Annotated in this window: 23 protein-coding genes, 1 tRNA gene and 1 other annotated feature; of the genes, 4 read left to right on the forward strand and 20 right to left on the reverse strand. The window is 37.0% G+C overall.

The genetic code is table 11. The features are described from left to right. Positions 1–110 precede the first annotated feature (110 nt). From BQ5903_RS06595 to rplU, 4 genes are all read right to left on the reverse strand, one after another. The gene (locus tag BQ5903_RS06595) at positions 111–1,178 is read right to left on the reverse strand and encodes a M24 family metallopeptidase (protein ID WP_407936226.1); all 1,068 of its coding nucleotides are present in this window, start codon (positions 1,176–1,178) and stop codon (positions 111–113) included. A 161-nt stretch (positions 1,179–1,339) separates the two neighbouring features. Continuing rightward, on the reverse strand, positions 1,340–1,621 hold the full coding sequence (gene rpmA, locus BQ5903_RS06600; RefSeq protein WP_010494371.1) for a 50S ribosomal protein L27: 282 nt from the start codon (positions 1,619–1,621) through the stop codon (positions 1,340–1,342). A gap of 22 nt (positions 1,622–1,643) precedes the next feature. After that, positions 1,644–1,970: a ribosomal-processing cysteine protease Prp gene (locus BQ5903_RS06605; RefSeq protein ID WP_010494373.1), complete on the reverse strand. Its 327-nt coding sequence runs from the start codon at positions 1,968–1,970 to the stop codon at positions 1,644–1,646. Between the two features lie 25 nt (positions 1,971–1,995). Continuing rightward, positions 1,996–2,304, reverse strand: a complete 309-nt coding sequence (gene rplU / locus BQ5903_RS06610; RefSeq protein WP_029604862.1) for a 50S ribosomal protein L21 — start codon at positions 2,302–2,304, stop codon at positions 1,996–1,998. Between the two features lie 17 nt (positions 2,305–2,321). Continuing rightward, positions 2,322–2,403 (reverse strand) — a sequence feature (ribosomal protein L21 leader region). Positions 2,404–2,541: 138 nt separating this feature from the next. Here rplU and BQ5903_RS06615 point away from each other — a divergent pair. Next, a tRNA-Arg gene (locus tag BQ5903_RS06615) sits at positions 2,542–2,615 on the forward strand. 804 nt (positions 2,616–3,419) lie between these two features. On the opposite strand, the gene BQ5903_RS06620 is transcribed toward BQ5903_RS06615, so the two are convergent. The 12 genes from BQ5903_RS06620 to BQ5903_RS06670 form a co-directional block, all read right to left on the reverse strand. Continuing rightward, positions 3,420–3,977 carry a lysophospholipid acyltransferase family protein gene (locus BQ5903_RS06620; RefSeq protein WP_010494474.1) on the reverse strand — a complete coding sequence of 186 codons (558 nt, stop codon included), beginning with the start codon at positions 3,975–3,977 and terminating at the stop codon, positions 3,420–3,422. A 372-nt stretch (positions 3,978–4,349) separates the two neighbouring features. Continuing rightward, a complete protein-coding gene (locus BQ5903_RS12445; RefSeq protein WP_269148721.1) occupies positions 4,350–4,475 on the reverse strand; it encodes a hypothetical protein in 126 nt (41 codons plus the stop codon). Between the two features lie 142 nt (positions 4,476–4,617). Next, a complete protein-coding gene (locus BQ5903_RS06625; protein ID WP_079578404.1) occupies positions 4,618–5,928 on the reverse strand; it encodes an IS1380 family transposase in 1,311 nt (436 codons plus the stop codon). 430 nt (positions 5,929–6,358) lie between these two features. Then, positions 6,359–7,537 carry an IS256 family transposase gene (locus BQ5903_RS06630; RefSeq protein WP_057785074.1) on the reverse strand — a complete coding sequence of 393 codons (1,179 nt, stop codon included), beginning with the start codon at positions 7,535–7,537 and terminating at the stop codon, positions 6,359–6,361. A gap of 95 nt (positions 7,538–7,632) precedes the next feature. Continuing rightward, on the reverse strand, positions 7,633–7,965 hold the full coding sequence (locus BQ5903_RS06635) for a hypothetical protein (RefSeq protein WP_079579213.1): 333 nt from the start codon (positions 7,963–7,965) through the stop codon (positions 7,633–7,635). A gap of 16 nt (positions 7,966–7,981) precedes the next feature. Next, a complete protein-coding gene (locus BQ5903_RS06640) occupies positions 7,982–8,143 on the reverse strand; it encodes a hypothetical protein (RefSeq protein ID WP_154022023.1) in 162 nt (53 codons plus the stop codon). Between the two features lie 420 nt (positions 8,144–8,563). Next, on the reverse strand, positions 8,564–9,028 hold the full coding sequence (locus BQ5903_RS06645; protein ID WP_010494484.1) for a hypothetical protein: 465 nt from the start codon (positions 9,026–9,028) through the stop codon (positions 8,564–8,566). 14 nt (positions 9,029–9,042) lie between these two features. Beyond that, positions 9,043–10,038, reverse strand: a complete 996-nt coding sequence (locus tag BQ5903_RS06650) for a hypothetical protein (RefSeq protein WP_010494487.1) — start codon at positions 10,036–10,038, stop codon at positions 9,043–9,045. Continuing rightward, positions 10,031–10,921, reverse strand: a complete 891-nt coding sequence (locus BQ5903_RS06655; RefSeq protein ID WP_079579215.1) for an exonuclease SbcC — start codon at positions 10,919–10,921, stop codon at positions 10,031–10,033. The genes BQ5903_RS06650 and BQ5903_RS06655 overlap by 8 nt, the downstream gene beginning before the upstream one ends. Before the next feature lie 286 nt (positions 10,922–11,207). After that, positions 11,208–12,224, reverse strand: coding sequence for a hypothetical protein (locus BQ5903_RS06660; RefSeq protein ID WP_056988203.1), 1,017 nt, complete (start codon positions 12,222–12,224; stop codon positions 11,208–11,210). A gap of 109 nt (positions 12,225–12,333) precedes the next feature. Beyond that, positions 12,334–13,506, reverse strand: a complete 1,173-nt coding sequence (locus tag BQ5903_RS06665) for a hydroxymethylglutaryl-CoA synthase (RefSeq protein WP_056971404.1) — start codon at positions 13,504–13,506, stop codon at positions 12,334–12,336. Between the two features lie 297 nt (positions 13,507–13,803). Next, a complete protein-coding gene (locus BQ5903_RS06670; protein WP_079578356.1) occupies positions 13,804–14,838 on the reverse strand; it encodes an IS30 family transposase in 1,035 nt (344 codons plus the stop codon). Between the two features lie 187 nt (positions 14,839–15,025). Between BQ5903_RS06670 and BQ5903_RS06675 the strand changes: the two genes are divergently transcribed. Beyond that, complete coding sequence (locus tag BQ5903_RS06675) at positions 15,026–15,298, forward strand: acylphosphatase (protein ID WP_010494497.1); 273 nt, start codon at positions 15,026–15,028, stop codon at positions 15,296–15,298. Positions 15,299–15,458: 160 nt separating this feature from the next. Next, positions 15,459–16,382: a membrane protein insertase YidC gene (gene yidC, locus BQ5903_RS06680; protein WP_056988211.1), complete on the forward strand. Its 924-nt coding sequence runs from the start codon at positions 15,459–15,461 to the stop codon at positions 16,380–16,382. Positions 16,383–16,448: 66 nt separating this feature from the next. On the opposite strand, the gene BQ5903_RS06685 is transcribed toward yidC, so the two are convergent. Both BQ5903_RS06685 and BQ5903_RS06690 read right to left on the reverse strand, forming a co-directional pair. Then, positions 16,449–17,999: a HAMP domain-containing sensor histidine kinase gene (locus BQ5903_RS06685; RefSeq protein WP_079579217.1), complete on the reverse strand. Its 1,551-nt coding sequence runs from the start codon at positions 17,997–17,999 to the stop codon at positions 16,449–16,451. After that, complete coding sequence (locus tag BQ5903_RS06690) at positions 17,999–18,685, reverse strand: response regulator transcription factor (RefSeq protein WP_056971407.1); 687 nt, start codon at positions 18,683–18,685, stop codon at positions 17,999–18,001. Before BQ5903_RS06690 ends, BQ5903_RS06685 begins: the two co-directional genes overlap by 1 nt. Positions 18,686–19,015: 330 nt before the next feature. Between BQ5903_RS06690 and BQ5903_RS06695 the strand changes: the two genes are divergently transcribed. Then, positions 19,016–20,257: an ISL3 family transposase gene (locus BQ5903_RS06695; RefSeq protein WP_079578646.1), complete on the forward strand. Its 1,242-nt coding sequence runs from the start codon at positions 19,016–19,018 to the stop codon at positions 20,255–20,257. 174 nt (positions 20,258–20,431) lie between these two features. Here BQ5903_RS06695 and gndA read toward each other — a convergent pair whose 3' ends face one another. Then, complete coding sequence (gene gndA / locus BQ5903_RS06700) at positions 20,432–21,853, reverse strand: NADP-dependent phosphogluconate dehydrogenase (protein WP_010494511.1); 1,422 nt, start codon at positions 21,851–21,853, stop codon at positions 20,432–20,434. A 167-nt stretch (positions 21,854–22,020) separates the two neighbouring features. Continuing rightward, on the reverse strand, positions 22,021–23,268 hold the full coding sequence (clpX, locus tag BQ5903_RS06705; RefSeq protein ID WP_056988034.1) for an ATP-dependent Clp protease ATP-binding subunit ClpX: 1,248 nt from the start codon (positions 23,266–23,268) through the stop codon (positions 22,021–22,023). Between the last annotated feature and the right edge of the window lie 59 nt (positions 23,269–23,327).

Below are 23,327 nucleotides of genomic sequence, written 5' to 3' on the forward strand. Positions count from 1 at the left end.
ATCCTCCTTGGCAAATACCATTAAAGTATACATAGTTAATACTTGTTTAATCAAAAGTTATTACACTTCATTTTCACGTGGATCTACAGCTTTGTCAAGTTGACAAACAACTATAGCTCCAACAAATTCTTATCAGAATGTGTCAGAACATCATAACCACTTTCGTTCACTAAAACATCATCTTCGATCCTGACTCCGCCAACACCGGGAACATAAACGCCAGGTTCAATCGTAATAATTTGACCAGGCTGCATTATATCGACAAATCTTTGACCAACATTGGACAATTCATGAATATCCAAACCGATACCATGGCCCATGCCATGATTAAAGTATTTGCCATACCCAGCTTTTTCTATCAATGAACGCCCGACCTCATCTAAATGTGCACCACTAACTCCGGCACTGATTGCTTCAATTGTTGCTTGCTGAGACTCAAGCACTAACTGATAAATTTCTTTAACTTGTTCATTTTGTTCACCCAAACTAAAAGTCCGCGTAACATCGGAAGTGTAGCCATCAACAAAATAACCATAATCTAAAGTTATCAGATCACCAGTCATAATTTGACGGGAAGTAGCAGTACCATGGGGCCAAGTAGTATGCTCTCCACTAGCTACGATAGTTTCGAACGACTGAGCTGAGGCCCCATGCTTTTTCATATAATGATCTAAGTCATTAGCAATGTCCAGTTCTGTTTGCCCAGCTTGTAACTGCTCCACGACAAAACGAAAACCATCATCCGCCAATGCACAGCTCTTTTTTATTAAAGCAATTTCCTGCTCATCTTTGATAGATCTTAATTGTTCAACTAATCCGTCGAAAGGAACGATATCGCAGAGTGCAGTTTCATCCAAAAAATCGTAAGAAGCGTAATCGATCGTATTTTCAAATCCAATAACAGTTACATGCTCTTTAGCTACTATCTCGCAAGCATTCTTTAGATAATTTCTAGTGATCACCGAACCCCAATCTGGATTTTCAGTCTTGATCTGTTCTTCAAACCGAGAATCAGTAATTAAGTACTTGTTTTCCTCTGTAATTAACAAGACACCTGCGTCACCAGTAAAACCACTTAAATAATATATATTCAACGGATCTGTCACTAGGAATCCATCAATTTTTAATCCTGAAAACTTATCCTGCAACTTTTTTACTCGACTCGAAGCCATTACCATCATACCTTTCTTAAAACTATTACTACTAGTATAGCAAATAGTTGGTCCAGAGAACATTTACTAAATTTGGTTTGGACTCGGATCATAACTAACTTGTGTGTATTTTGCGTTTAAAAAACCGGGACCCCACAAGTGGAATCCCGGCACTGAGCACGTAAAAATTATTCTGCTGTAGGATAAACCGAAACTTGTTTCTTGTCACGGCCCTTACGTTCAAATTTTACGACACCTGCAGAAGTAGCGAATAATGTGTCATCTCCGCCAATTTTAACGTTCATACCTGGATAGATATGTGTCCCACGTTGACGATACAAAATTGAACCACTTGTGATAGTTTGACCATCGGCGCGTTTTGCACCCAAACGCTTAGCCTTTGAGTCACGCCCGTTAGAAGTCGAACCGCCCCCTTTATGATGGGAGAAGAACTGTAAATTCATTAACATAACACGAACACCTCCTGGTTGATCATTCATTTTCAATAGTTATATAATCTCGATAATTATCTATAATACTTTGGATCCCTAGTTTAAAACTTTTTAACAATAATTGAACTGCAGGCTTTTTAGCTTCATCCTTTTCAAGTGAAACTTTAAGATACCCGCCATTATCGTCATCCGAGACAACTTGAGGTGTCACAGATGCTAACTGTTCTAAACTATTAACAGTATTAATTGCTAAAACAGAAACCGCAGCACAAACAATATCGTAACCGAATTCGCCGGAATCAGCATGTCCTTTTAACAAAAAACCACAAAAAGTATCATTATTAGACAAAAAATGCGCTTTGATCATGCAACATGCAACTCCTTAAATCTGGTTAGGCATTGATAGCATCAATAACAACCTTTGTGTATGGTTGACGATGACCTTGTTTTGTATGAGAATGTTTCTTAGGCTTATACTTGAAAGTAACAACCTTTTTCTCACGGCCTTGTTTTTCAACAGTACCAGTAACACTAGCACCATCAACAACTGGTGTTCCGATAACAGTTTTTTCACCGCCAACAAGAACAACTTGGTCAAAAGTAACTTTGTCACCTGCGTTTGCAGCTAACTTTTCAACGTAGATTGCTTCACCGGCTTCAACTTTGTATTGTTTACCACCTGTTTTAATAATTGCGTACATCAATGTGCACCTCCTTGTAATTGACTTAGACTCGCCGTAATGTAGTGACTCAATTTACCTGAGTACTTAAAAACTTAAAACGCGCGGTTGTAGTTGTGACATGCACAAATACAACGTGTTAATGTTAGCAGAAAAGAAACTACGTGTCAATATTTATTCGTTAAAAAGCTTTTAATTAAGAGCAAAAATTGTATTTGACATAATCTACATATCTAGCCTATAATATACCTTGTTGTTGGTTCGGTAGCTCAGCTGGATAGAGCATCCGCCTTCTAAGCGGATTGTCGAGAGTTCGAATCTCTCCCGAATCATTATATATCAAATTAGAACGAATCAAAAATGTAAGAATGCCTTTATACCGGCGTTCTTTTTTTGTGATTTGATACAAAAACCATTAAAAACCACTAAAAACTTTTAGAGTGATGGACAAAAATGGACATAAAAACAGCTCCGATCACTCGAAACTGTGGATTAATTTTTTTCATCAATGAACTCTATTGTAACTCGTTTAGGTCATCTACAGTAGCCATATTACGAATAAAACTGCGTGCTTGCGACTACGACCAGACAAATATGAACGATGTGGCCGATTATCGTTGTTCCATTTTACAGACTCTTTCTTTTGTTCTTTGCTTTCTACCATTTTATTAAACGAATATTGTTATAGTTTGTCACTGCTCGTTATCCTACTATATAGGTAGAAAACTTTAAAGATGATGGGTGCGATAGTTTTGAATATAAGTAACTTGTAAAAAAGAACCTTTTTTCAAGCATTAACCGCACCAAACTAAATTAAAAATCGTTTATTGCAAGTTCTAGATCAACACAATTTTAATCATTATCTTTACAATTTTAGTTCGAACCCAAATTTGACTTCAAAAATAAGCTCGTTCCATTTGGGAGCGAGCTTATTTTATTCAGTTGAAAAACGAAATATAGAGTTGTTAACACTAGGGAATGCCAACTATTATATGGTAGCATGCACCTGTTTCCATAAATACTTGTACAACATGAAAAAACCATCCTTTCGTACTACCACAAAGTCTAACAGACTCTCTCCTAGTTAGTTTGTTCTTGCTAAACAATTCAAAGGGTATTTTTCATTTTATTTGGAATTACAAAGCTGCAAATTTCAATTCAAGTTCTTCGTTCAAAATCTTTTTCTCTTTCTTGCTTAACCTTTCATCACTAGCAATAAAATAGGGTTTTCCAATAGTCAATCTAGATCTACCCCAACTGTTAAATTCAAATTTTGCTGGAACGATAGGCTTTTTACTGCTCTTCGCAATCAACAGATAACCTGATTTTAGCTGGCTAGAATAACGTGAACCAGTTGGAAAAATTACAAATGATTGCTGATTTTCAGTCAGTTTTTTAATCGGAAATTGAAGAGTAGCTAAAGAGGGATTTTTTCTGTCGACCGGAAAAGCATTTAGTTTGCCTAAAAACCAGGAAAAAATCTTATTTTTAAATAATTCCTTTTTTGCAATAAAGAAAAAGTCTGTAGCTCTGATTTGTGTGGCAAATACTATAGCGTCAATAAAGTGATGATGTGGTGCTACGATAATGTATGAACCACTTTTGGGCAAGTTTTCGATCCCTTTAACAATGATCCGGCCAACGTAAATCATTAGGCAAATACCTAAGATAAATCTGACATATCTATATATCATAATTGAACCTCCTTGTAGTTTGTCTGATAATACTACATTGATTCCTCATTTCCACTATAAGTTAAAAAATTTAAATCAAACTTAATTCTGCCTCCAAACATTGAAAAAAGCTCATTCCAGAAGAATGAGCTTGTCTGTATGAAAATAATTAGCCTATCCTCTTGATATCAAGTGACTAATGTATCAAACTACATTATGTTAGCTAGGAGTTGCCAACCTTTTAACTTTAACATAAAATTTTTTAGATAGATAATTGTGTAAAACCAAAAAACACAGGCCGCTAAGCCTGTGTAATGTAGAGAACATAGTGATCATTTCTCTCTCCCAAAATTATTATAAACGTTAATTCATTTTTTTCTACTAAAAATTGGATTAAGATGATTTAATGATGTTCTTAGTTAAAAAGCGCTTACAAGCTTGATCGATTTCCAAGTAGTATGGCTTAGTGTTCGAAAAGACTTTTTGATTAAAAATTACCATTAAACCTGAATTATTCATACTTTTCGTTGCAGTTAAAACTTTGTGCAAAGTTACTTTAGTGTGTAAAAAAAGCAGCTTTTTGTTAGTTTTGTTGTCGGACTGTTTAAAAAAGGACAGACTTCACCCTTTCCCTAAGAAAAACATTTTTTATTTTGTGAGTTCACAGCGGATATATTTTTAGATTTTGAATCTTGAACAGTGTCTGCCAAAATAATTTATCGAACACATTGGTCTGAGATAAATGGACCCAGACTTGACGCGCATGGTGCGTGACCTTAGCTGCCACATGGAGTAATTTAAAACGGATCGTCCCGACCTGAGCGTGTTTAAGCTTTGTTGGTAAAACTAAGTTCTTCATGGCTTGCAGTATATTATAAGCGACCCCAGCTACCAGCATCCGGAACTCATTGGCCTCAAAACTAGAACTGTCCGTTTTATCAAAGTGAAAGCCACGTTTAACTTCTTTGATCAAGTCTTCCATGGAACCGCGTTGGTGATAGAGGGCAAAGACTTGTGGACCGCTTAATTCTTCCAAGTTGGTCACGATAAACTCATGGTCAAACAGAAAGTTGCCCGCCGGCCGCGTTGATTTAATAATCACACGATAAGGTCGTGACCAACTTTGAGGACAATAGTCTCGCAGGACATGCCATTGGACTTCAGCTTCGGTGAAGTCCTGGTCACCCACTTGGATCAGGTGCTCAGCCCGACTTTGGAGCTGGTAGTTCGCTTTTAAACGAATCACGAACTTAGCCTGCTTTTTATCACACGCATGGTAGATCCCTGGAGCTGCGAAACCAGAATCTCCCCGCACTAAGACATCCAGGGAAGATCCGTCATAGGCCCGTAAGCTCCGTAATAAAAATTTAGTCGCACCTTGGGAAGTATAGCGATTGCCGGGGCGTAATTGAGCATTCAACAAGCAGCCCGATAAAGCATCAAAGGCTAGTAAAGGATGATAACCGTTGGTCTGGTAGTGACCGTTATAAGCACTCTTTTCTTGGTCACCAAACGTATCGGCATGTGTCGAATCTAGATCAAGGATCAGCTGATGTTGATTTAGCTGCCCAAGAACAAAGTGAGCTACCGAGCCGAGCAATGATTTGACTGAAAAGAGCCCAGACGCTGAAATGTGATTGATAAAGCGTGAAAGTGTCGGCTGGGAAGCGACCGCTTGAGACAAGACCAGCTTAAAATCAACGGCGTGTGACAAGGTATTAGCCGACTGATCTTGGCAGTATCCTGCCAGCAATTGCAACAGCAACTGCTTAAATAAATTGTTCAAGGGAAAGGTACAATATTTACGGTCATCTTTAAAATGCAAGTTATCTTCTAAGAGCTGGTCAAAGTGAATTTGGTGCAGAAATTCAGCAATTAATAAAGTTCCGGCATCGTTCGCTAACTCACCACCGTCATTAGAAATGTTGATCTGGTCATTGAATAAAAGTTTTTCATGATGTAAAGTTGACATAAGGAGCACTCCTGTTCTTTGTGGTTTTCATCGACTTTACAATAGCACAGGATGTGCTCTTTTTGTACACCCAACAGGTGAAAAACGAAAAAGATGCGAACTAGCATGACAACAACAAAAAGTAGTCCTTAAGGGAAAAGTATGAATAATTCAGGATTAAATAATGTTTCATTATTCAACACATTAATTTAACGAATTTCAGCCAACAATTTTCAAAAAAGTTCAGTTACCCTCAACCTCATAAACTTTGTTATTCTATCTATCATCTAAATTTCCAATACCTAAGCCTGTAAAATACTCCAATTATTATAAAACTTGCTTACATCTATTTCTTTATTGTCTTTATAGTCGACCAATGATCCTTCTTTAGGGGAGTGTCAAGAAGTTTGTGTAAAAAGGGATTGCCCTTTCTCCATAAAATTAAATCTTTTCAGTCGAAAAGTGATTCTAATGTATCCTTAACTTGTCCGAATCCACGATGAATTCGATTAAAGTTCTTTTCGTTGTAACTAATTACTTGCACTCCAATGAAATTGTCTAATGATTTTTCATTGGGAAACTGTTCTTTTGCTTTAGTCTTGCGTTTAATCTTTTTATTTAGCGATTCTATAATATTTGTTGAATAAATGGTTGGGCGTATTGCGGCTGGAAAAGCCAAAAAAGCTAATAATTCCTTTTCAATTGACCTAATGTGACTAATCAGATTTGTGTATTGCTTTTCCCAAGTACTATAAAAATCGGCAAGCATTTTATGAGCTTCAGTTTTATTAGTTACCGAATGAAGCTGTTTGAAATCATTTAAAATGACCTCACGGTCTTTTAAACGGACATGTGTACTAATATTACGCATAACATGAACTAAACATCTTTGAAATTTTGCTTTAGGAAAAGCATGTAACAGCGCTGGTTGAAGTCCGACCATTCCGTCCGCAATAATTAATTGAACCTGTTTAAGCCCTCGCTGCTTAAGATCTGCTGCCATTTCCGACCAGACTTCAGCATTTTCACTGGGTGCAATGCGATAATCAAGAACTTCCTTAATTCCAGTGGGTGTAATTCCTAAGGCAATATAAACCGCTTCTCTTTGAACTGTGTCACGACGCAAAGGTAAATAAGTTGCATCTAAGAATAAGCAAACATAGTTTGCTTTAATGGTTCGTTGATGAAAAGCTTCAATCTGCTCAGTTACTTGAGCAGTAATGTTAGAAACAGTTGTAGCTGAATAATAAGAACCATACATTTTCTCAATCAAATCAGCGATTTCACGAGTGGTAACACCTTTAGAGTAAAGTTGAATAATTGTAGTTTCTAAAGCATCTTGACGACGAGAATAAGCTGGAAGTAAATGATTATGAAACTTGCCTTGTCGGTCACGCGGCACAGCAATTTTCAACTTACCATATTCGGAATCAATTAACCGAAAGTATTGACCATTCCGATAATTGTTAGCCTTAAAACCATTACGTTCATAAGGATCATAACCGAGTAACGAAGTTAACTCAGCTTGTAAGATTTGATTAATAGCTTTTTCAAGTTGTTGGCGAAAAAGTTCTTTAACATCGCCATTTGATAATAGAGTTTTGGTTAAATCTTTGGTAAACTGTTCCATGGGGAATCCCTCCGTTTTGGTTTGGTTTGACGATTTAATCATACGGGGAAGGGATTCCCTTTTCAATAGGATTTTATTTATTTACACAAACTATTTTATACTCTCTTCTTTAGTACGGCCAAAATATAAGGCTGATACTCTTCTGTTTTGTTTGTATCTACTAATGTAAGATAAGAGTCACCACTAAATATGAAAACTTCAGGCAACTTTGCTTTAACACAAAATATATATGCATCATAATCGTTCTTTTCACTTTCATTAACAGTAAAAACACCAGAAAAGATAAATCTTTTGTCATGTGCATTTTGATCACTTTTTAGTAAAACTCTTCTACCATTAACAATTATTTCTTGCGATCTTCCATCTTCGCCACTATAAATTCGATCGATAATTCCGCTGATATTTTGCATTTTTCCTTTTGAAAACATTATGTTCCTTTCTTAACTAACGTGACTCAAAACTTTTAAATTTTGCCAATTCCATTTTGTTTTTTAAAATTTGCTGTTGGCATTTTACCGCTTCAGATGCTTGACCTTTGTTAATAAATTCTTTAACTTTAGGTTCTAATCCCGATATTTCCGCTAATAATTGTTCTTTTTCTTCCATATTTTCCTCCTAAGTTACCCTGGACCTTACAAAAAAGATACTCTGTAAAAATAAAAAGATAATTTTATCTACTGATTGCTTAAATCAAAATTATAAATGTGAGCCAAACCATCTTTTTCCAAACTAGCATAAAATTTATTAGATAAAAAATTGCACACAACTATTGGATCGGCTAATATTAATACTGATTAATACTTTGTATTGCCAGACTACAAAATATATTTTTAAAAATTTTGTCAATTATTTTTCTTATTAAAAGCTTTTTAAATCCACCATCCTATATGTTTTTGTATTCAAAATAGCTCACCCTAAAAGAAGAGTGAGCTATTTTGAATGATTGTATATATAGTGAATGATCGTTTTAAAAAACAAGAACTCAAATCTACAGACTCGAGTTCCTTTTTAAACTATTTTTCAACTTTACTTTGAAAAAAGCTGAAAAAACCTGTCCTCGATTTCTTCTTCTGAAAAACGCAAGTCTACTGCCCCAAACTTTAATAACATATGCCAAGCATGAATCAAATCATCCATTTGATGCTTAAAATAAGCATTTAATATTTGCTGCTCCATAATCAAATAAACTGTATTGAATGACTTGCTTGCCCACTTATTTTTAAATTGAGCAAATTGTATTTTATCTAATAAGAATTTATCTAACAAGTTTTGACTGCTTGCTACAAGCAAGAACCTGCAGACACTATTACAAAATTTGTCCAAAATTACTTGCGACTTATCAGATTGCACCTCCAAAAAAAGCTCACTGACTGATAATGACAGATCTGTATACAATGCAGCTTGACGTTCCCGTTCCGAGAAATTTGCCATGCTTATATATGACGGCAACATTGCATGCCGCGCAATAACACTCATTTCATTAACTTTCACAAAAATATCCTTCTTTAGTTAAAATATCTACGATCAGTTTGAATTTCCAACACATCTAAGTTATTCAAATACCAATCACGGATAAAGTCATAATTAAAAATTATGTCAAACCAAGACAAGTCTTCTTCTTTATCCTTAACATTGATAGCCCATTGAGATCGCCCATTACCAATCAACTGATTTTCATCACCGAAAGTAACCACCAAATCTGCTTTTAATTCCAAGATAGCTTCTCCGTTGCTTCCTGCTTTTAACATGTAACCAGCCTGAGAAGCCACAACAAACAATTTATCCAAAGCTCCGTTCGGAAGATCTGTTTTAATGATCGGGTAAACGGCAGAATTAGAAGGATCCAAAATATTAAAGTCTACATCAAATCCATAATCTTCCTTAAAGAAATCTCCTATCTTAATAAGTAATAAGATGAACTTTTTGATAGTTGAGTAAACAAATTTTTCTTGGTAATTAACAACCAAAAGAGATGTGATCGCCGCTGCATTAAATTTTAAAATATGCTTTGAAAAATTCAAATAAAACAGCTTTTCACCAGTTTGTTTTTCAACATAATAAGCTCCACCTTCATTAACAGGATCAATTTGGAAAATAAAATAGCCAGCAGTATTGATTCCTGGAAATTCATGATATAACTCCCGGTTGCGATCACTCGATTGCAAAATCAATTGATCACTACTATGTTGTTGCAATAACCTACTTAAAAAAATTAAATAAAAATCAGCTTGACTGTATTGTTGCGGAAAGACCAAAAATGCAGTGTTCAAACGAAAAGAAATCAATTTTGAAGCAGCATCTAATAATTCATGTGGATCATTAGTGCTGACCATTTGATCAAGTAACTTAGTAAAAGAAATACCGTGTTGCAATCCTTCTTTAAGTTGATCATTATAATTTTGTAAACGGGCTGAAGTGCTGATAACTGCTTTTTGTTTGACTCCTGTACTTGTTCCATCAGGTTGAAAGACAATCGTTTCGTTTTGGCTTTCTTTATTCATCAGCGCTCACCCGCCCTCTAGTAGCAATTAAATTTGCAATATAATCACGATATAAAACATTATTTTGCGCCTCAAAGTTCTCAAAACTGCCAAATTTTGCGATGATACTTTGCTTTTCATAACTCAATAAAGTATCTTCCTTTGACAATTCTAAGATGCGATTTTCATTTTGTCTAATCTGCTGGAAAGCATTATTTGAAGATTCATCAATCTCAGTTAGTTCCGTCAATTTATCGATCAACGCTTGTTTTTCTTCCTTTTGGCGATTAGCTTCCCATGGCATGACTTTTTCTTGGGAGATTTGCTTGATCTGAGAACGCAGCTCTGCTTTTTGATTATCTCGTTCTTCTTGAGAGTCGATCAACTCTTGTAATTTATCATTTTCTAATGAGATTTGTTCGATTTGATCGCTATTTAATCTTTTTTGCTGTGTTTCTAAAGCAAATGTCCGTGCTAATTTTTGATATTCTACCTCGTCAAAATCAAAAGAAACATTTAAAACATCAAGGGTCCCAAATAAGCGACGACCCCACCAGTTTCCAAAATAGAACTGATACTGTCCCTCGCCAATCTCTTCAAAATAAAAAAAGGGATACCTATTACGCAAAAATATAATTAATTTTTGACTTAAAAAGGCACTCAACTGATCATGTAGATCTTCAACTAATGACTCATTCCCCGGATCAGCCGATATGTGTCGAGCTTGTTGAACCTCACGAGCGTATTTTTCAGAATTGATCAATTGATAAACCAAACGATCATCTTGATCTTCAAGAGCTTCATGAAGCGTTTGAAGATAGCGGCTTTTATTGACTACGGCCTGAATAACCGCTGCAGTCGCCTCACCATGATCGGATAAAACAAATTCATTTGTGTTCGCCATGTTAATCTCCCCTAATAAAACGATGCATTTATAATTCATCATTAATCTAATGACTTTATTTTCCCATATAAATTCTTTAAGTTCAACTGTATTGAATCGTTGATATACCCGCGTTTTCTGAACGACAAGTTGAAATAAGCTAAATATTTATATAAAAAAACAAATCAGCCTTAATGTGATTCCTTGTTGGTCGCTTGATAATCCGCCAACTTATTTAATTAAATTTTTTCGTTTTATAATGTGAGCATCATAGCTATGGCCTGCAAAACTAAACAACGAAAAAAAATCAAAAATTCAAAACAAATTGTGTCGCTTTTCCGTTTCTGGAAGTATCGCTCAATTTATGTCTTAAAAACTTAATTATTTTTTCTATATCATTGATTTCTTTGGATTCAGGAGCATGTCTGATAGATTGCGCCCTTTCAAAATCATTTTTACCAGCCATTGGAAATTTTGAAGCGATCCTAACCTTTAACCCGACTGAGTTAGCTTTTTCCAATAAAAAAATTAAAAAATGATATCTCTCAAAAAGAGACACACTTGTAGGTACTCCTGTTGGTATTTGTGAACGCAATATGACCAATCCATTTAAAGTAGGCTGGTACAATTTTTGAAAAATCTCGTTATAATACATAAATGCATCAAGTCTTTTAAACTGTTGGTTTTGTTTCTTCCTATCATCAAGTAAATGATAATAAGAAAAACTGCTGCCATTACTCAAGAATAATAGCTTGTGTTTGCCAAAGTTAAGCCCTAACCAAGAATCTTCCTGCTTTTGGGGCTTTTCAAAAGGCCAGTTACTATAGATCCTTGCACGGTAAGATTTTCCTAACCGGTAAATAAACATAAAAGTGATCTTATTAAAACAATGATCCCATGGACAATCTATAGGAACCGTTCCTAAAATAGGCAGCATCAATAAATTGTTCAATAACAATGCTTCACCTGATTCCTTCGTAAACAAACAGCACAAGCCAAAATTAGCTATAAAATCAGCTGAAAATCCAAGTTGTTGCGGTTCTTCAGTACATGCCAAAGCTTTACAGTTAAAACGATATTGACACAGTGAACCAATTACTGTGTTCAGTGCTAAACGATTTAAATGATGGTTACTTCTATTAAAAAAACGCTGGGCAATTTCTCTGCTTTTTTTTAATATCACGGTATCTGCATTGGTATTCAATTGACATTTGTCTAACTCACGGATCACATTCCTACTAAGTTCCAAACATTTTTGGATCTGCTTGATCTGTTCTGCTTGCGGATAGATTTTTAAATCACAAAATTCCTTTGCTATTTCCATGTGCTTTTCACTCCTATTTTTTTCTAGCTACACATAAATACGCAAAAAAATTGTGATTTTGATTTTTAATTTGCAAAATAAAAAGCCGTTGCAAAACGACTTGTAGTAATTATTGTGCCAGCTTGTAAGCATACTTTCTTTGTGCATCTTTAACACCAGTTAAAACAAACGAAGCCGGATCATCATCATGTTTGATCAAAACATTATCTGCTATCTCTAAGGAAGAACGATAAATTTCTTCATATTCTTTCACGCTAACTTGCTTGCGTTGCAGCAACATTTCAGAAATTGCCTTATCAGCAGCCAATGCTTTAAATCCAGGTTGTAATTTTCCAGAGAAAAATTCTCCTTGAGCACCTGAACCGTAACTAAACAGGCCAATTCGTTGTCCAGCAACCAGATCCTCACTGTTTTGCAACAACGACAATAAACTTAAATAAAGTGAACCCGTATAAAGATTGCCAACGTTTCGACTATATTCACGTGAAGCCTCAAATTGTGCCTCAAGTTTAGCAGAAAGTTCTGGAGTAGCATTTTCTGTGGCTTTTCTAAGAGCTTTAAGTCCCAATTTTGTATATGGCAAATGAAAAACCAAAGCACTAAAATCCGCTAGCGACAAGTGCGTCCTACTTAAATAATCGTGATAAACTTTCTCAAAAAAATCCAAGTAAATCTGAGAAGAATATTTTCCCTGAACTAGGGCTTCAGAATGGCCTAAAGGTCGCCAAAAATCCATCGCATTTTGTGCTAAATATGACGTTTGCGGTTCAAATTCCAATATGGAAGGATCACCACTCAAAAGTAAAGCAACAGCTCCTCCACCTTGAGTCGATTCACCAGGAGTTTTAATACCATAGCGAGCTATATCAGCGCCGAATACAAGAACTTTTTTCTTAGGATTCAAAGCTAGGTATCCCCTAGCCATGGCAATACCAGCAGTTGCACCATAGCACGCCTGTTTTATTTCAAACGACCTGATGTTTTCTGGTAAATCTAAAAGCTCAGTAACATACATAGATGCGGCCTTAGAATTGTCAATTCCTGATTCCGTACCAAAAATCACTAAACCAATTTCACCTTTATCTTCAGGTGTTAAAATCTGTGCTGCGGCACTACAAGCTAAGGTCACTGGATCTTGAGAAGGTGGAATCACAGCCATTTTACTTTGACCCAACCCTACTAAATACTTACCAGGTTCTTCATTTCTGGCTTTTGCTAATTCTGCCATATCAACATACAAATGAGATGTAGCAAAACCAATCTTATCGATTCCTATTTTCATAAAAGATAACTCCTATTTCATAACATTTATTCTTATCCTCAACATTAGATAATATCACTAATTCATACTTAAAAATAAAAAACACTGATTTTTTAACTGACCTTAATATTATACCTTACTTTCAAAGAACTAGGAAAAATAATAATGCTTAGGCGAGGTTAAGTTATCTCCCCAATTGTCAAATCAAGTGCGACAAGTGTAAAGCTTAAACTATAAGTGAAGATAGATGTTAGTTCAGTGGGAGGCCGGCCAGGAAGCGTAGCAAATGGCCGGCCTCCCACTGTCGAACTTTAGCCACTACTTATTTGGCTGGGCTAATTCATTTTCTAATGCTTCTTGGGCGGAGTGATAACCTAAAATCCGGCGATATTTGCCATTTAAAGCATTTTGCGCCCGCTGTATTTCCTCTGGTGTGACTTGCCTCAGTGAGTGTCCTTTAGGGAAAAATTCACGTAAAAGCCCATTCGCACGCTCATTGCTACCCCGTTCCCAGGGCGAAGAAGGATGCGCAAAGTAACTTGTAGTTCTTTTTAAACGACTTTGCTCCGAAAACTCTGCTCCATTATCAAAAGTGAGTGTCTTAAAAAGTGTGGGGGCTTGTTTAATAACCTTTTGCACAGCTGCTAAGCAAGTTTGTGCGTGATAATTAGGGACCTTAAGCACGATTTCATACCGGGTTTTCCGCTCAGTTAAAGTCAAAAGTGCCGGCTCACTAGCTTTTCTAACCCCTTTAACTAAATCAGCTTCCCAATTACCAAATGTCAAGCGTTGCTTGACGTCTGCCGGCCTTTTTTCGATCGAGAGGCCCAAGTTTTTCTGATTCTGCCTGACATGGGTATGTTTTGTCGTTTTTATTCTCCGCCGGAGTTTTTGTGGCAAATCAATATTCCTGAGCTGCAATAACCCTTGATCTATATAACGGTAAACTGTGGTTACCGACGGTGTCGGCTTGTCAGGATGGATCCGTTTGAAATAGGCCGTAAAACTGGCCACACTTTGGGAACGAAAAGGTCGCTTCAACTCTTTTGCTAACATTGCAAAATATAACCAACAATTACGTGTCAGCGGTTTTGAATGACACTGACTACGATTTTTCCGATAATTTATCTGGCCGGTCTCTGCGAAATATTGGCGGTAAAATAAATAATCAGAGTTACGCTGCAAGGTCGTCCCACGGGCGATCTCACGATAAATAGTACTTCGTGCCCGACCTAAACGTTGTGCGATCTGCATGACACTCAGACCGTCTTTTAAAGAGGCTTCGATCTGTCCTCTTTCAGCTGCAGATAATTGTTGATAGTGCTTTGGCGTGTTAGAATATATTCGAGTCATAAAGGTCTGCCTTTCTATTTAGTTTAGACACTTATAGTTTAGGCCTTTATGGCTTTTTTGTTTAATTTTGACTTGTGTTGCACTTGGATTGTAAATCAGGCGGTTAAGTTATCTGGCGAATTTCAAAAGATGCAAACATTAAAATTCTTGTAGTATAATAAACATGATCAATTAGGAGGTGACTTGTTTGAAAACAATTAAAATGACGGTTTCTGGCCTGGTCCAGGGAGTTGGCTTTAGATACACCGCCAAAATGCTAGCTGACCGGTTGAAAGTAAGTGGGATCATTCGCAATTTAATGAACGGTGATGTCTATATCGAAGCTCAGGCAGAAAAGGAAATACTCGAAAAATTCATAGCGGGGATCAAAGATTCCCCTTCCCCTGCAGCACGTGTTGATCATGTTGAAGTTACTGAAATTCCTCAAAAAAACTATAATGGCTTTGCTGTAGTTTATTAACAACCTTCACCACCATAATAAAAAAGTATGGTGGTTTTTATATGGAAAACTTTTCTTATTTGTTTGATTTAATATAAAAAAAGCTTGGTGTTTATAGAATACATTTTTAGAATATGGTAAGATATCAATTGTGTAATTTACAATGCGAAAGGACTTAGAAATGAATAGAAAAAAAATAACCAAGCTTTTTCCCCTTTTTATGGTCCTAGTTATTTTTCTAAGCGGCTGTGTCCAAAGAACTAAAAGTGGGAAACCATATGGTTGGGTTTATGACAATTTGGCTGTCCCAACTCAGCATTTGTTAATGTGGCTCTCACAACAGCTAGGAAATAATCTAGGTTGGGCAATTATTTTGATCACATTTATTGTCAGGTTAATTTTAATGCCATTGATGATAAATCAATCTCGTAAGTCTACGATCCAGCAAGAAAAAATGGCTTCGATCCAGCCTTACATGACAGACATTCAGAAACGTTCTAAAGAAGCAAAGACTCAAGAAGAACAAATGGAAGCCAATCAAGAAATGATGGCCTTATACAAGGATAATAATATCTCCATGACTGGTGGAATCGGATGTTTACCACTTTTGATCCAGATGCCGATTTTTGCTGCTCTGTATGCTGCCATTCGGTATTCGCCCGAATTATCCAGTTCCTATTTCTTTGGGATCAATTTAGGGAACAGAAGTTTTGCTTTAACTGCTTTAACCTTTATTATTTATGCGGTACAAGGTTATATGTCCTTGATCGGGTTAGAACCTCAACAGAAAAAACAGATGCAATCCATGCTCATAATCAGCCCGATCATGACAGCAGGGATCACTTATATTTCTCCTGCCGGGCTCGGACTTTACTTTTTTGTCGGTGGTATCTTTGCTTGTTTACAGACATTGATCATCTTGTTTATGCGTCCACGGATCAAAAAACAGATCGCAGCGGATCTTAAAGATAATCCTATTAAAGCTCCTGCTAAAAAACCTAGACCTGTTGTTGAACAAGAAACTGTCCAAAAAGAAAAACAACAACAAGAAATGCATAATAAGAACCGTCAGCGTAACACCGGCAAACAACAACATCATAAATAATGATTTCAAAAAGCGCACTGTCGATGTGAAGTTCACAAAGACAGCACGCTTTTTTTATGATCAAAATTAGTCTAAATTCTTATTTTGCTCTTGTTTGTTAGTTTTATGAACATACAGGGGAATAGAAACTTTGAAAAGTGAACCTTGCCCCTCCGCACTTTCTACAGTTATCTTACCACGGTATCCTTCTAATAAACGTTGGGCGATAGACAAGCCCAAGCCATTTCCTCCTTGATCTCTACTGCGTGCTTTATCGACCCTATAAAAACGTCCAAAGATTTTTTTTACTTCTTCATCAGGAATACCAGCACCAAAATCTTGAACAACTAATTCTGCAAAACGATTTGTTTTGGACAAAGTAACGTAGATTTCTTTTCTTTCTTGAGAATACTTAACAGCGTTATCCATCAAAATAACCATGATTTGCTCTAAATGATTACGATACATTTTAACTTCAGTTTTTTCTTTCAGTTCATTATCTAAACTGAAATGAAAATCAGGGTGGATCATTTCAAAGTTTGAGAAGACCTGTAATGCTACTTCCCGAATATCACTAGTTTCGTTGCCAAACTGAACATTGACTTGTCCCGCACGTGACAAATCCAACATTTCCTGAACTAAGCTTTCCATACGTGTAATTTCCTGCAAAGAAGCATCAATAGATTCAGTTAAAACTTCTGGGTCATCTTTCCCCCAACGATTTAACAAATCCATATGCCCCTTGATAACAGCAACTGGTGTTCTTAATTCATGAGAAACATCCTCAACAAATTGTAATTGTTGTTCAATATAGCCTTGCATTTGATCTAACATATCATTAAATAATTCACTTAATTCTGATAATTCATCCCGTTGCTTTAGTTGGGGCACCCTAACAGTTGCAATTGCTCGTCCTTCGTTTCCTGTGCTAAGCTTGCGCATTGCCTCGTTTAAAGATTCAATAGGTTTTAATAACCAAGAAGATAGGCCCAAACTAAGCAGAGCAATTGCTAACCCAGCAGTAATACCGAATACAATAAAAATTAGGATAAACTTGCTTCTGGCTTGATCATAATCTTTAAGAGTATTTGTGACCTGCGCATATCCGATCACCTGGTTGGTTGAATTCGATCTAACCGCTCGACTAGTAACGAAAATATGATGTGAACCATCACGGATCACAGCATCTTTATTTGAACCGGCCTTTTTGAAATGATATGGAACATTACGTGAAGCAAAAATCAAATCTCCAGATAAGTCATATACACTAACAGCTAAATTCTTACGTGCCAACGAGGTAAACGCCGCGTCCGTATAAGGAGCAGGAGTATTTTGCCCTTTTTCTTCGGTAGGAGCCACATCATAACTTAAGACCTGTTTAACATGCTTAGCGTCTAATTCAGAATCCTGGTTTTCCAACCGTTCGGAAGCAGTAGACAAAGCATTGTAAGAATAAGTTTTTTCTTGTCGTAACAAAATACTTGAAAAGCTTTGAAATAACAAAACAGCAAAAATAGCAAAAATTATTAAAACTCCAAGTCCCATTCCGACCGACCATTTAACTTTTAATGAAACGAAACGTTTGTCGTTTTTAACACCCTGTTCGCCATCTTTGCCAGTTACAATTTGCTCGTCCATTACGATCGCATAACGTAACCAGTTCCACGCACCGTTTGAATGTAACTATCTTCACCTGGTCGATCTATTTTATTGCGCAGATACCTGATATATACATCAACGACATTAGTTTCGATCTGAGATTCATAACCCCAGACCTTTTTTAACAAAACATCGCGAGCCAAAACAACATTTACATTTTCCATCAAGGCCAACAAGAGCTCATATTCACGCTTAGTCAACTCAATGATCTCATCACCACGACGAACAACACGATTTTCTTTTTCGATCGTTAAATCGCGATAACTGACTGTTGTCTGTTTGGAAGAGTTTTGTTCACTTTCTAAGTCAATTCGACGTAATAGTGCTCTTAAACGAGCCAATAATTCTTCAATTGCAAACGGTTTGACGATATAGTCATCTGCTCCATGATCTAATCCCGAAACTCGGTCGATCACTGAATCACGAGCGGTCATCATAATTATCGGCGTATTTTTAACTTGGCGCACTCGACGGCACACTTCCAAGCCGTTTAACTCTGGAAGCATTAAATCTAATAAGATAGCATCCCAGTTTTCTTGTAATGCAGAATCAAGTCCTTCACGCCCATTTTTACAAACTTTAGTTGTATAACCTTCATGTTGTAATTCTAAATCTACAAAGCGTGCAAGATTTTTTTCATCTTCCACAATTAAAATATTACTCATTAAGTCGCACTCTCCTAATCTGGTACTCCAGACTTTATTTTTAAAACTCCAATTGTCTACAAATGCAATTTTAACATTTTATTCCTTAGAATTACATATCTAACAAAGAAGTTCATCATAAATGCCGGTATTCTTTATAAAAACAACGTTCATAAAAAAAACTAGACGCAAAACCATCGTCTAGCTTTCTTTTTCAATTTTAATTATTCTGGGTCTAAACTTTTTAGTGTTGATGAGCGTTCATCAGCACTATTTTTGTACAAAAAAGGACATCATTTGTCCTCATATGCTACGATTAAAGCGACAAAACCAAATCAAAGCGAGGTATAAATGATGTCCCAAACTGATTCTATCCTAAATTTACTCAATATCCAAGACCCAAATATCAAAATTTCAGCTTGTACTGATTTTTCACAGGCCGGAGTTCACGAAAAACTGCTTTCAGCTACGCTGACTTACCCCGTCGAACGCTGTGTTAATTGTGGTTCCACGAATATCGTTCAGAATGGGACCCGCCTGACCAAGATGAGACTACCCAGCCTAGGTGAACAACCGCTCCGCATGAACTTGCGCAAACAGCGTTATCTGTGCCGGACTTGCCACCATACTTTTAGCGCGCAGACGCAGCTCGCTCCACCTCGGCACTCGATCACCCGCCAAGCAGTCCACGAAATCGCGACTTTGGCTAAGAACTCACTGCCAGTCAAAACGATCAGCCAGACCGTGGGAATCTCAGCTTCCTCGGTTCAACGGATCTTGTATAAGGATCAGCGAGCTTTAGTAACGCCCAAAGAGCTGCCGACAGCTCTCAGTTTTGACGAATTTCGTTCAACTAAGAACTGCTTTTCTTTTATCTGCATTGACGCAAAAACCCATGATTTGGTCACCTTATTGCCAGATCGTCTCTCGCAGACGATCCGCGAGTATTTCACCAATACTTATACACTTTCTGAGCGTCAAAAAGTTCAACTGGTGACCATGGATCTGAATGCGCAGTATCAGACTTTCGTCCGTCGTCTTTTTCCTAACGCCCTGATCGTCTTTGACCGTTTCCATATTGTTCAGTTAGCGGGTCGGGCACTTGACCATGAACGGCTGCGTGTTTTAAAAGGGATCAACGACCACCACGACCGCAACTATAAAGTTTTAAAAAGCAACTGGCGCTTATTCCACTTAGCTGAAAATCAACTTGAGACCTCCCAGGTTAAATATTATCGGGGATTAAATGAATACACGACTGCCCAAAATGTGGTCGATCTGGGACTCAAGAATTTTCCACAGTTCGCAGAAAACTATCAGACCTATCAAACGATCTTAACCTTTATTCGCAACCGCGATCGGGCTACTTTACAACAATTAGTTATGAACTACCGTCCCAATGGTACTGAAATGGATACCGTCATGAGGACCATTCAAAAGAACTACTTAGGGATCAGGAACGCTTGTCTCTATGACTACTCTAATGGGCCGTTAGAGGGGATCAATCGCAAGATCAAAGAACTTAAACGTAGCTGTTACGGATTCAGTAACTTAAGGCATTTCTTTATCCGCATCAAATTGATCCATGCCTAAGATAAAAAATTTAGGTCAACACTGTGGGAGGCAGGTGCGGGCCCATTTCGCTACGCTTCGGACCCGCACCTGCCTCCCAACCCAAACACTTTAATCTAGCTATGGCAGTAAAAAAAGAACCCTACCATAAAGATAGAGTTCTATGGACCATCAACACTATTTGACAAAGTCCCATTATTCTTCGTGATACCACTCATAATGGAAGATTCCATCCTTGTCATTACGCTCATAGGTGTGTGCACCAAAGTAATCACGTTGAGCCTGAATGATATTAGCTGGCAATACTTCTGCACGATATTGATCATAATATGTGATCGCACTTGTAAAACCAGGTGAAGCGACTCCGGCTTGAACGGCAAGTGAAGTAACGTCACGAACAGCACCCTGATATTTTTCTGCAATATCTTTGAAGTATGGATCAAGCATCAGATTCTTCAGATCAGGTTGATTTTCAAAAGCGTCAGTTATTTTTTGTAAGAACTGAGCACGAATAATGCATCCCTCACGCCAAATCTTAGCCATGTCGCCATATTTTAAGTTCCAATCGTAATTTTCAGAAGCAACACGTAATTGTTCAAATCCCTGCGCATAACTCATAATCTTACTGAAGTACAAAGCCTGACGAATTTTTTCAATATAATCCTTCTTATCTACCTTTGCAGCATCAAATGAGGGACCATGCAAAACTTTGCTTGCAGCAACACGTTCATCCTTCAAAGCAGAAATATAACGAGCATAAACTGATTCAGTGATCAATGACTGAGGAACACCGAGTTCGAGTGCACTCTGAGAACTCCACTTCCCAGTTCCTTTGTTGCCTGCCCGATCTAAAATTTTGTCGACGATTGGTTCACCAGAACCTAAGTCATCCTTACGAGTAAGAATATCTGCAGTGATATCTATCAAATAACTGCTCAATTCTCCCTGTTTCCATTCATTAAAAGTATCAGCAATTTCTTCAGTACTCATTTGCAAAACGTTACGCATTAAATTATAACTTTCTGCGATCAATTCCATATCGCCATACTCAATACCGTTATGAACCATCTTGACATAATGTCCAGCACCATTAGGACCAACGTACGTCACACAAGGTTGGCCATCTTTGGCCTTAGCAGCGATCTGTTCAAGGATCGGGCTAACGAGGTCATATGCTTCCTTTTGACCACCAGGCATTAAAGAAGGGCCTTCTAAAGCACCTTTTTCACCACCAGAAACTCCCATGCCAATGAAATTAATACCAGAATCCTCTAATTCCTTGTTACGTCTGATTGTATTTTCAAAGAATGTGTTGCCACCATCGATCAAAACATCGCCCTTTTCTAAATAGGGTAATAATTTCTTGATTGTTTCATCCGTCGGTTGTCCGGCTTTTACCATTAAAATGATTCGACGAGGAGTCTGTAACGAAGAAGCAAAATCCTTGAGTGAATATGATGGCACTAAATTTTTATCTGGATGATCTGCAGCGGTTTTTTCAGTTTTAGAAGCAGTTCGGTTAAAAATTGCAACCGAATACCCCCTGCTTTCTATATTTAAAGCCAAGTTTTTACCCATGACGGCCATACCGATTACACCAATTTGTGGTTTATCCATCATTTTAGCCTCCTAAATAGTCTTAAATTTATGTTCCCTTCAAATGATAGCAAAAATGAAAAATTAAATAAAGTATACATGGTCAATATCAAAAATTTTTTTAATTTAACAAATAACTTACACTTCTCAAAAAGAAAACGACCCATTATTCTATGGGTCGTAGTGCATTATGATGCTTTAGCATCCTTTTTTTCGATCCTGGGTTTCTCTTTTCCAAGTACCGTGTTTTTTGTAATAGAAACTTTTTTAATATCCTTATGACTTGGGATATCAAACATTACATCACGCATAGTTGCCTCAATGATCGAACGTAAGCCACGAGCCCCAGTGTTTCTTTCAATCGCGAGATGCGAAATCTCTTTAAGAGCTGCAGGTGCAAAGCTTAATTCAACATTATCAAGTTCTAGTAATTTTTGATACTGTTTCACTAAGGCATTTTTCGGTTCAGTCAAAATACGTACAAGATCATCTTGATCCAGTTTTTCTAAAGCAGTCAAAATAGGCAGACGTCCGATAAACTCTGGGATTAAACCAAATTTTAGCAGATCTTCTGGGATAATTTGCTGCATCAAACTTTTGCTTTCATCGAAAAGTTGCTTAGAATCTGCACCAAAGCCAATAGTCTTGTCTCCTAAACGATTCTTGACCATCGTTTCAATACCATCAAAGGCACCACCAACGATAAACAAAATGTTGGTTGTATCAATTTGTATCAACTCTTGCTGTGGGTGCTTTCTCCCCCCCTGAGGCGGTACACTTGCGACAGTTCCTTCTAAGATTTTCAATAAAGCCTGCTGTACACCTTCACCCGAAACGTCGCGTGTAATCGAAACATTTTCACTTTTCTTAGCGATCTTATCAATTTCGTCAATATACACGATCCCATGCTCCGCACGATCAACATCGTAATCAGCGTTTTGCAATAATTTCAGTAAAATGTTTTCAACGTCTTCACCAACATAACCCGCTTCAGTTAATGTTGTTGCATCCGCAATTGCAAAGGGAACGTTCAGGATCTTAGCTAAATTTTGTGCTAAAAATGTTTTACCAGAACCAGTTGGCCCGACTAAACAAATATTACTTTTTTGTAATTCAGTTTCGTCATCAGCAGCGTTCAATGACGCACTGACACGCTTATAATGATTGTACACAGCAACAGCTAAAGTTCGCTTAGCTTCTGTTTGTCCGATCACATAATCATCTAACATTTGCACGATTTGTTGCGGTGTTGGAACTTCACCTAAATCATTTTTTACGTCAGATTTAGCTTCTTCATTAATAATAGATTCCGCCAATGCTACACATTCATTACATATATAGACACCTGGGCCTGAAATCATACTCTTAACTTGATTTTCTGATTTTCCACAAAAAGAACAAGTTACTGGTCCATTACCATCCATGTTTTCATACATTAAATATCACCCTTGTTTACTAGTTACGCCCATTCTATCAAATCTGAGTTAAAAAGGCG

Source organism: Ligilactobacillus acidipiscis (assembly GCF_900116935.1).
Classification (GTDB): domain Bacteria; phylum Bacillota; class Bacilli; order Lactobacillales; family Lactobacillaceae; genus Ligilactobacillus; species Ligilactobacillus acidipiscis.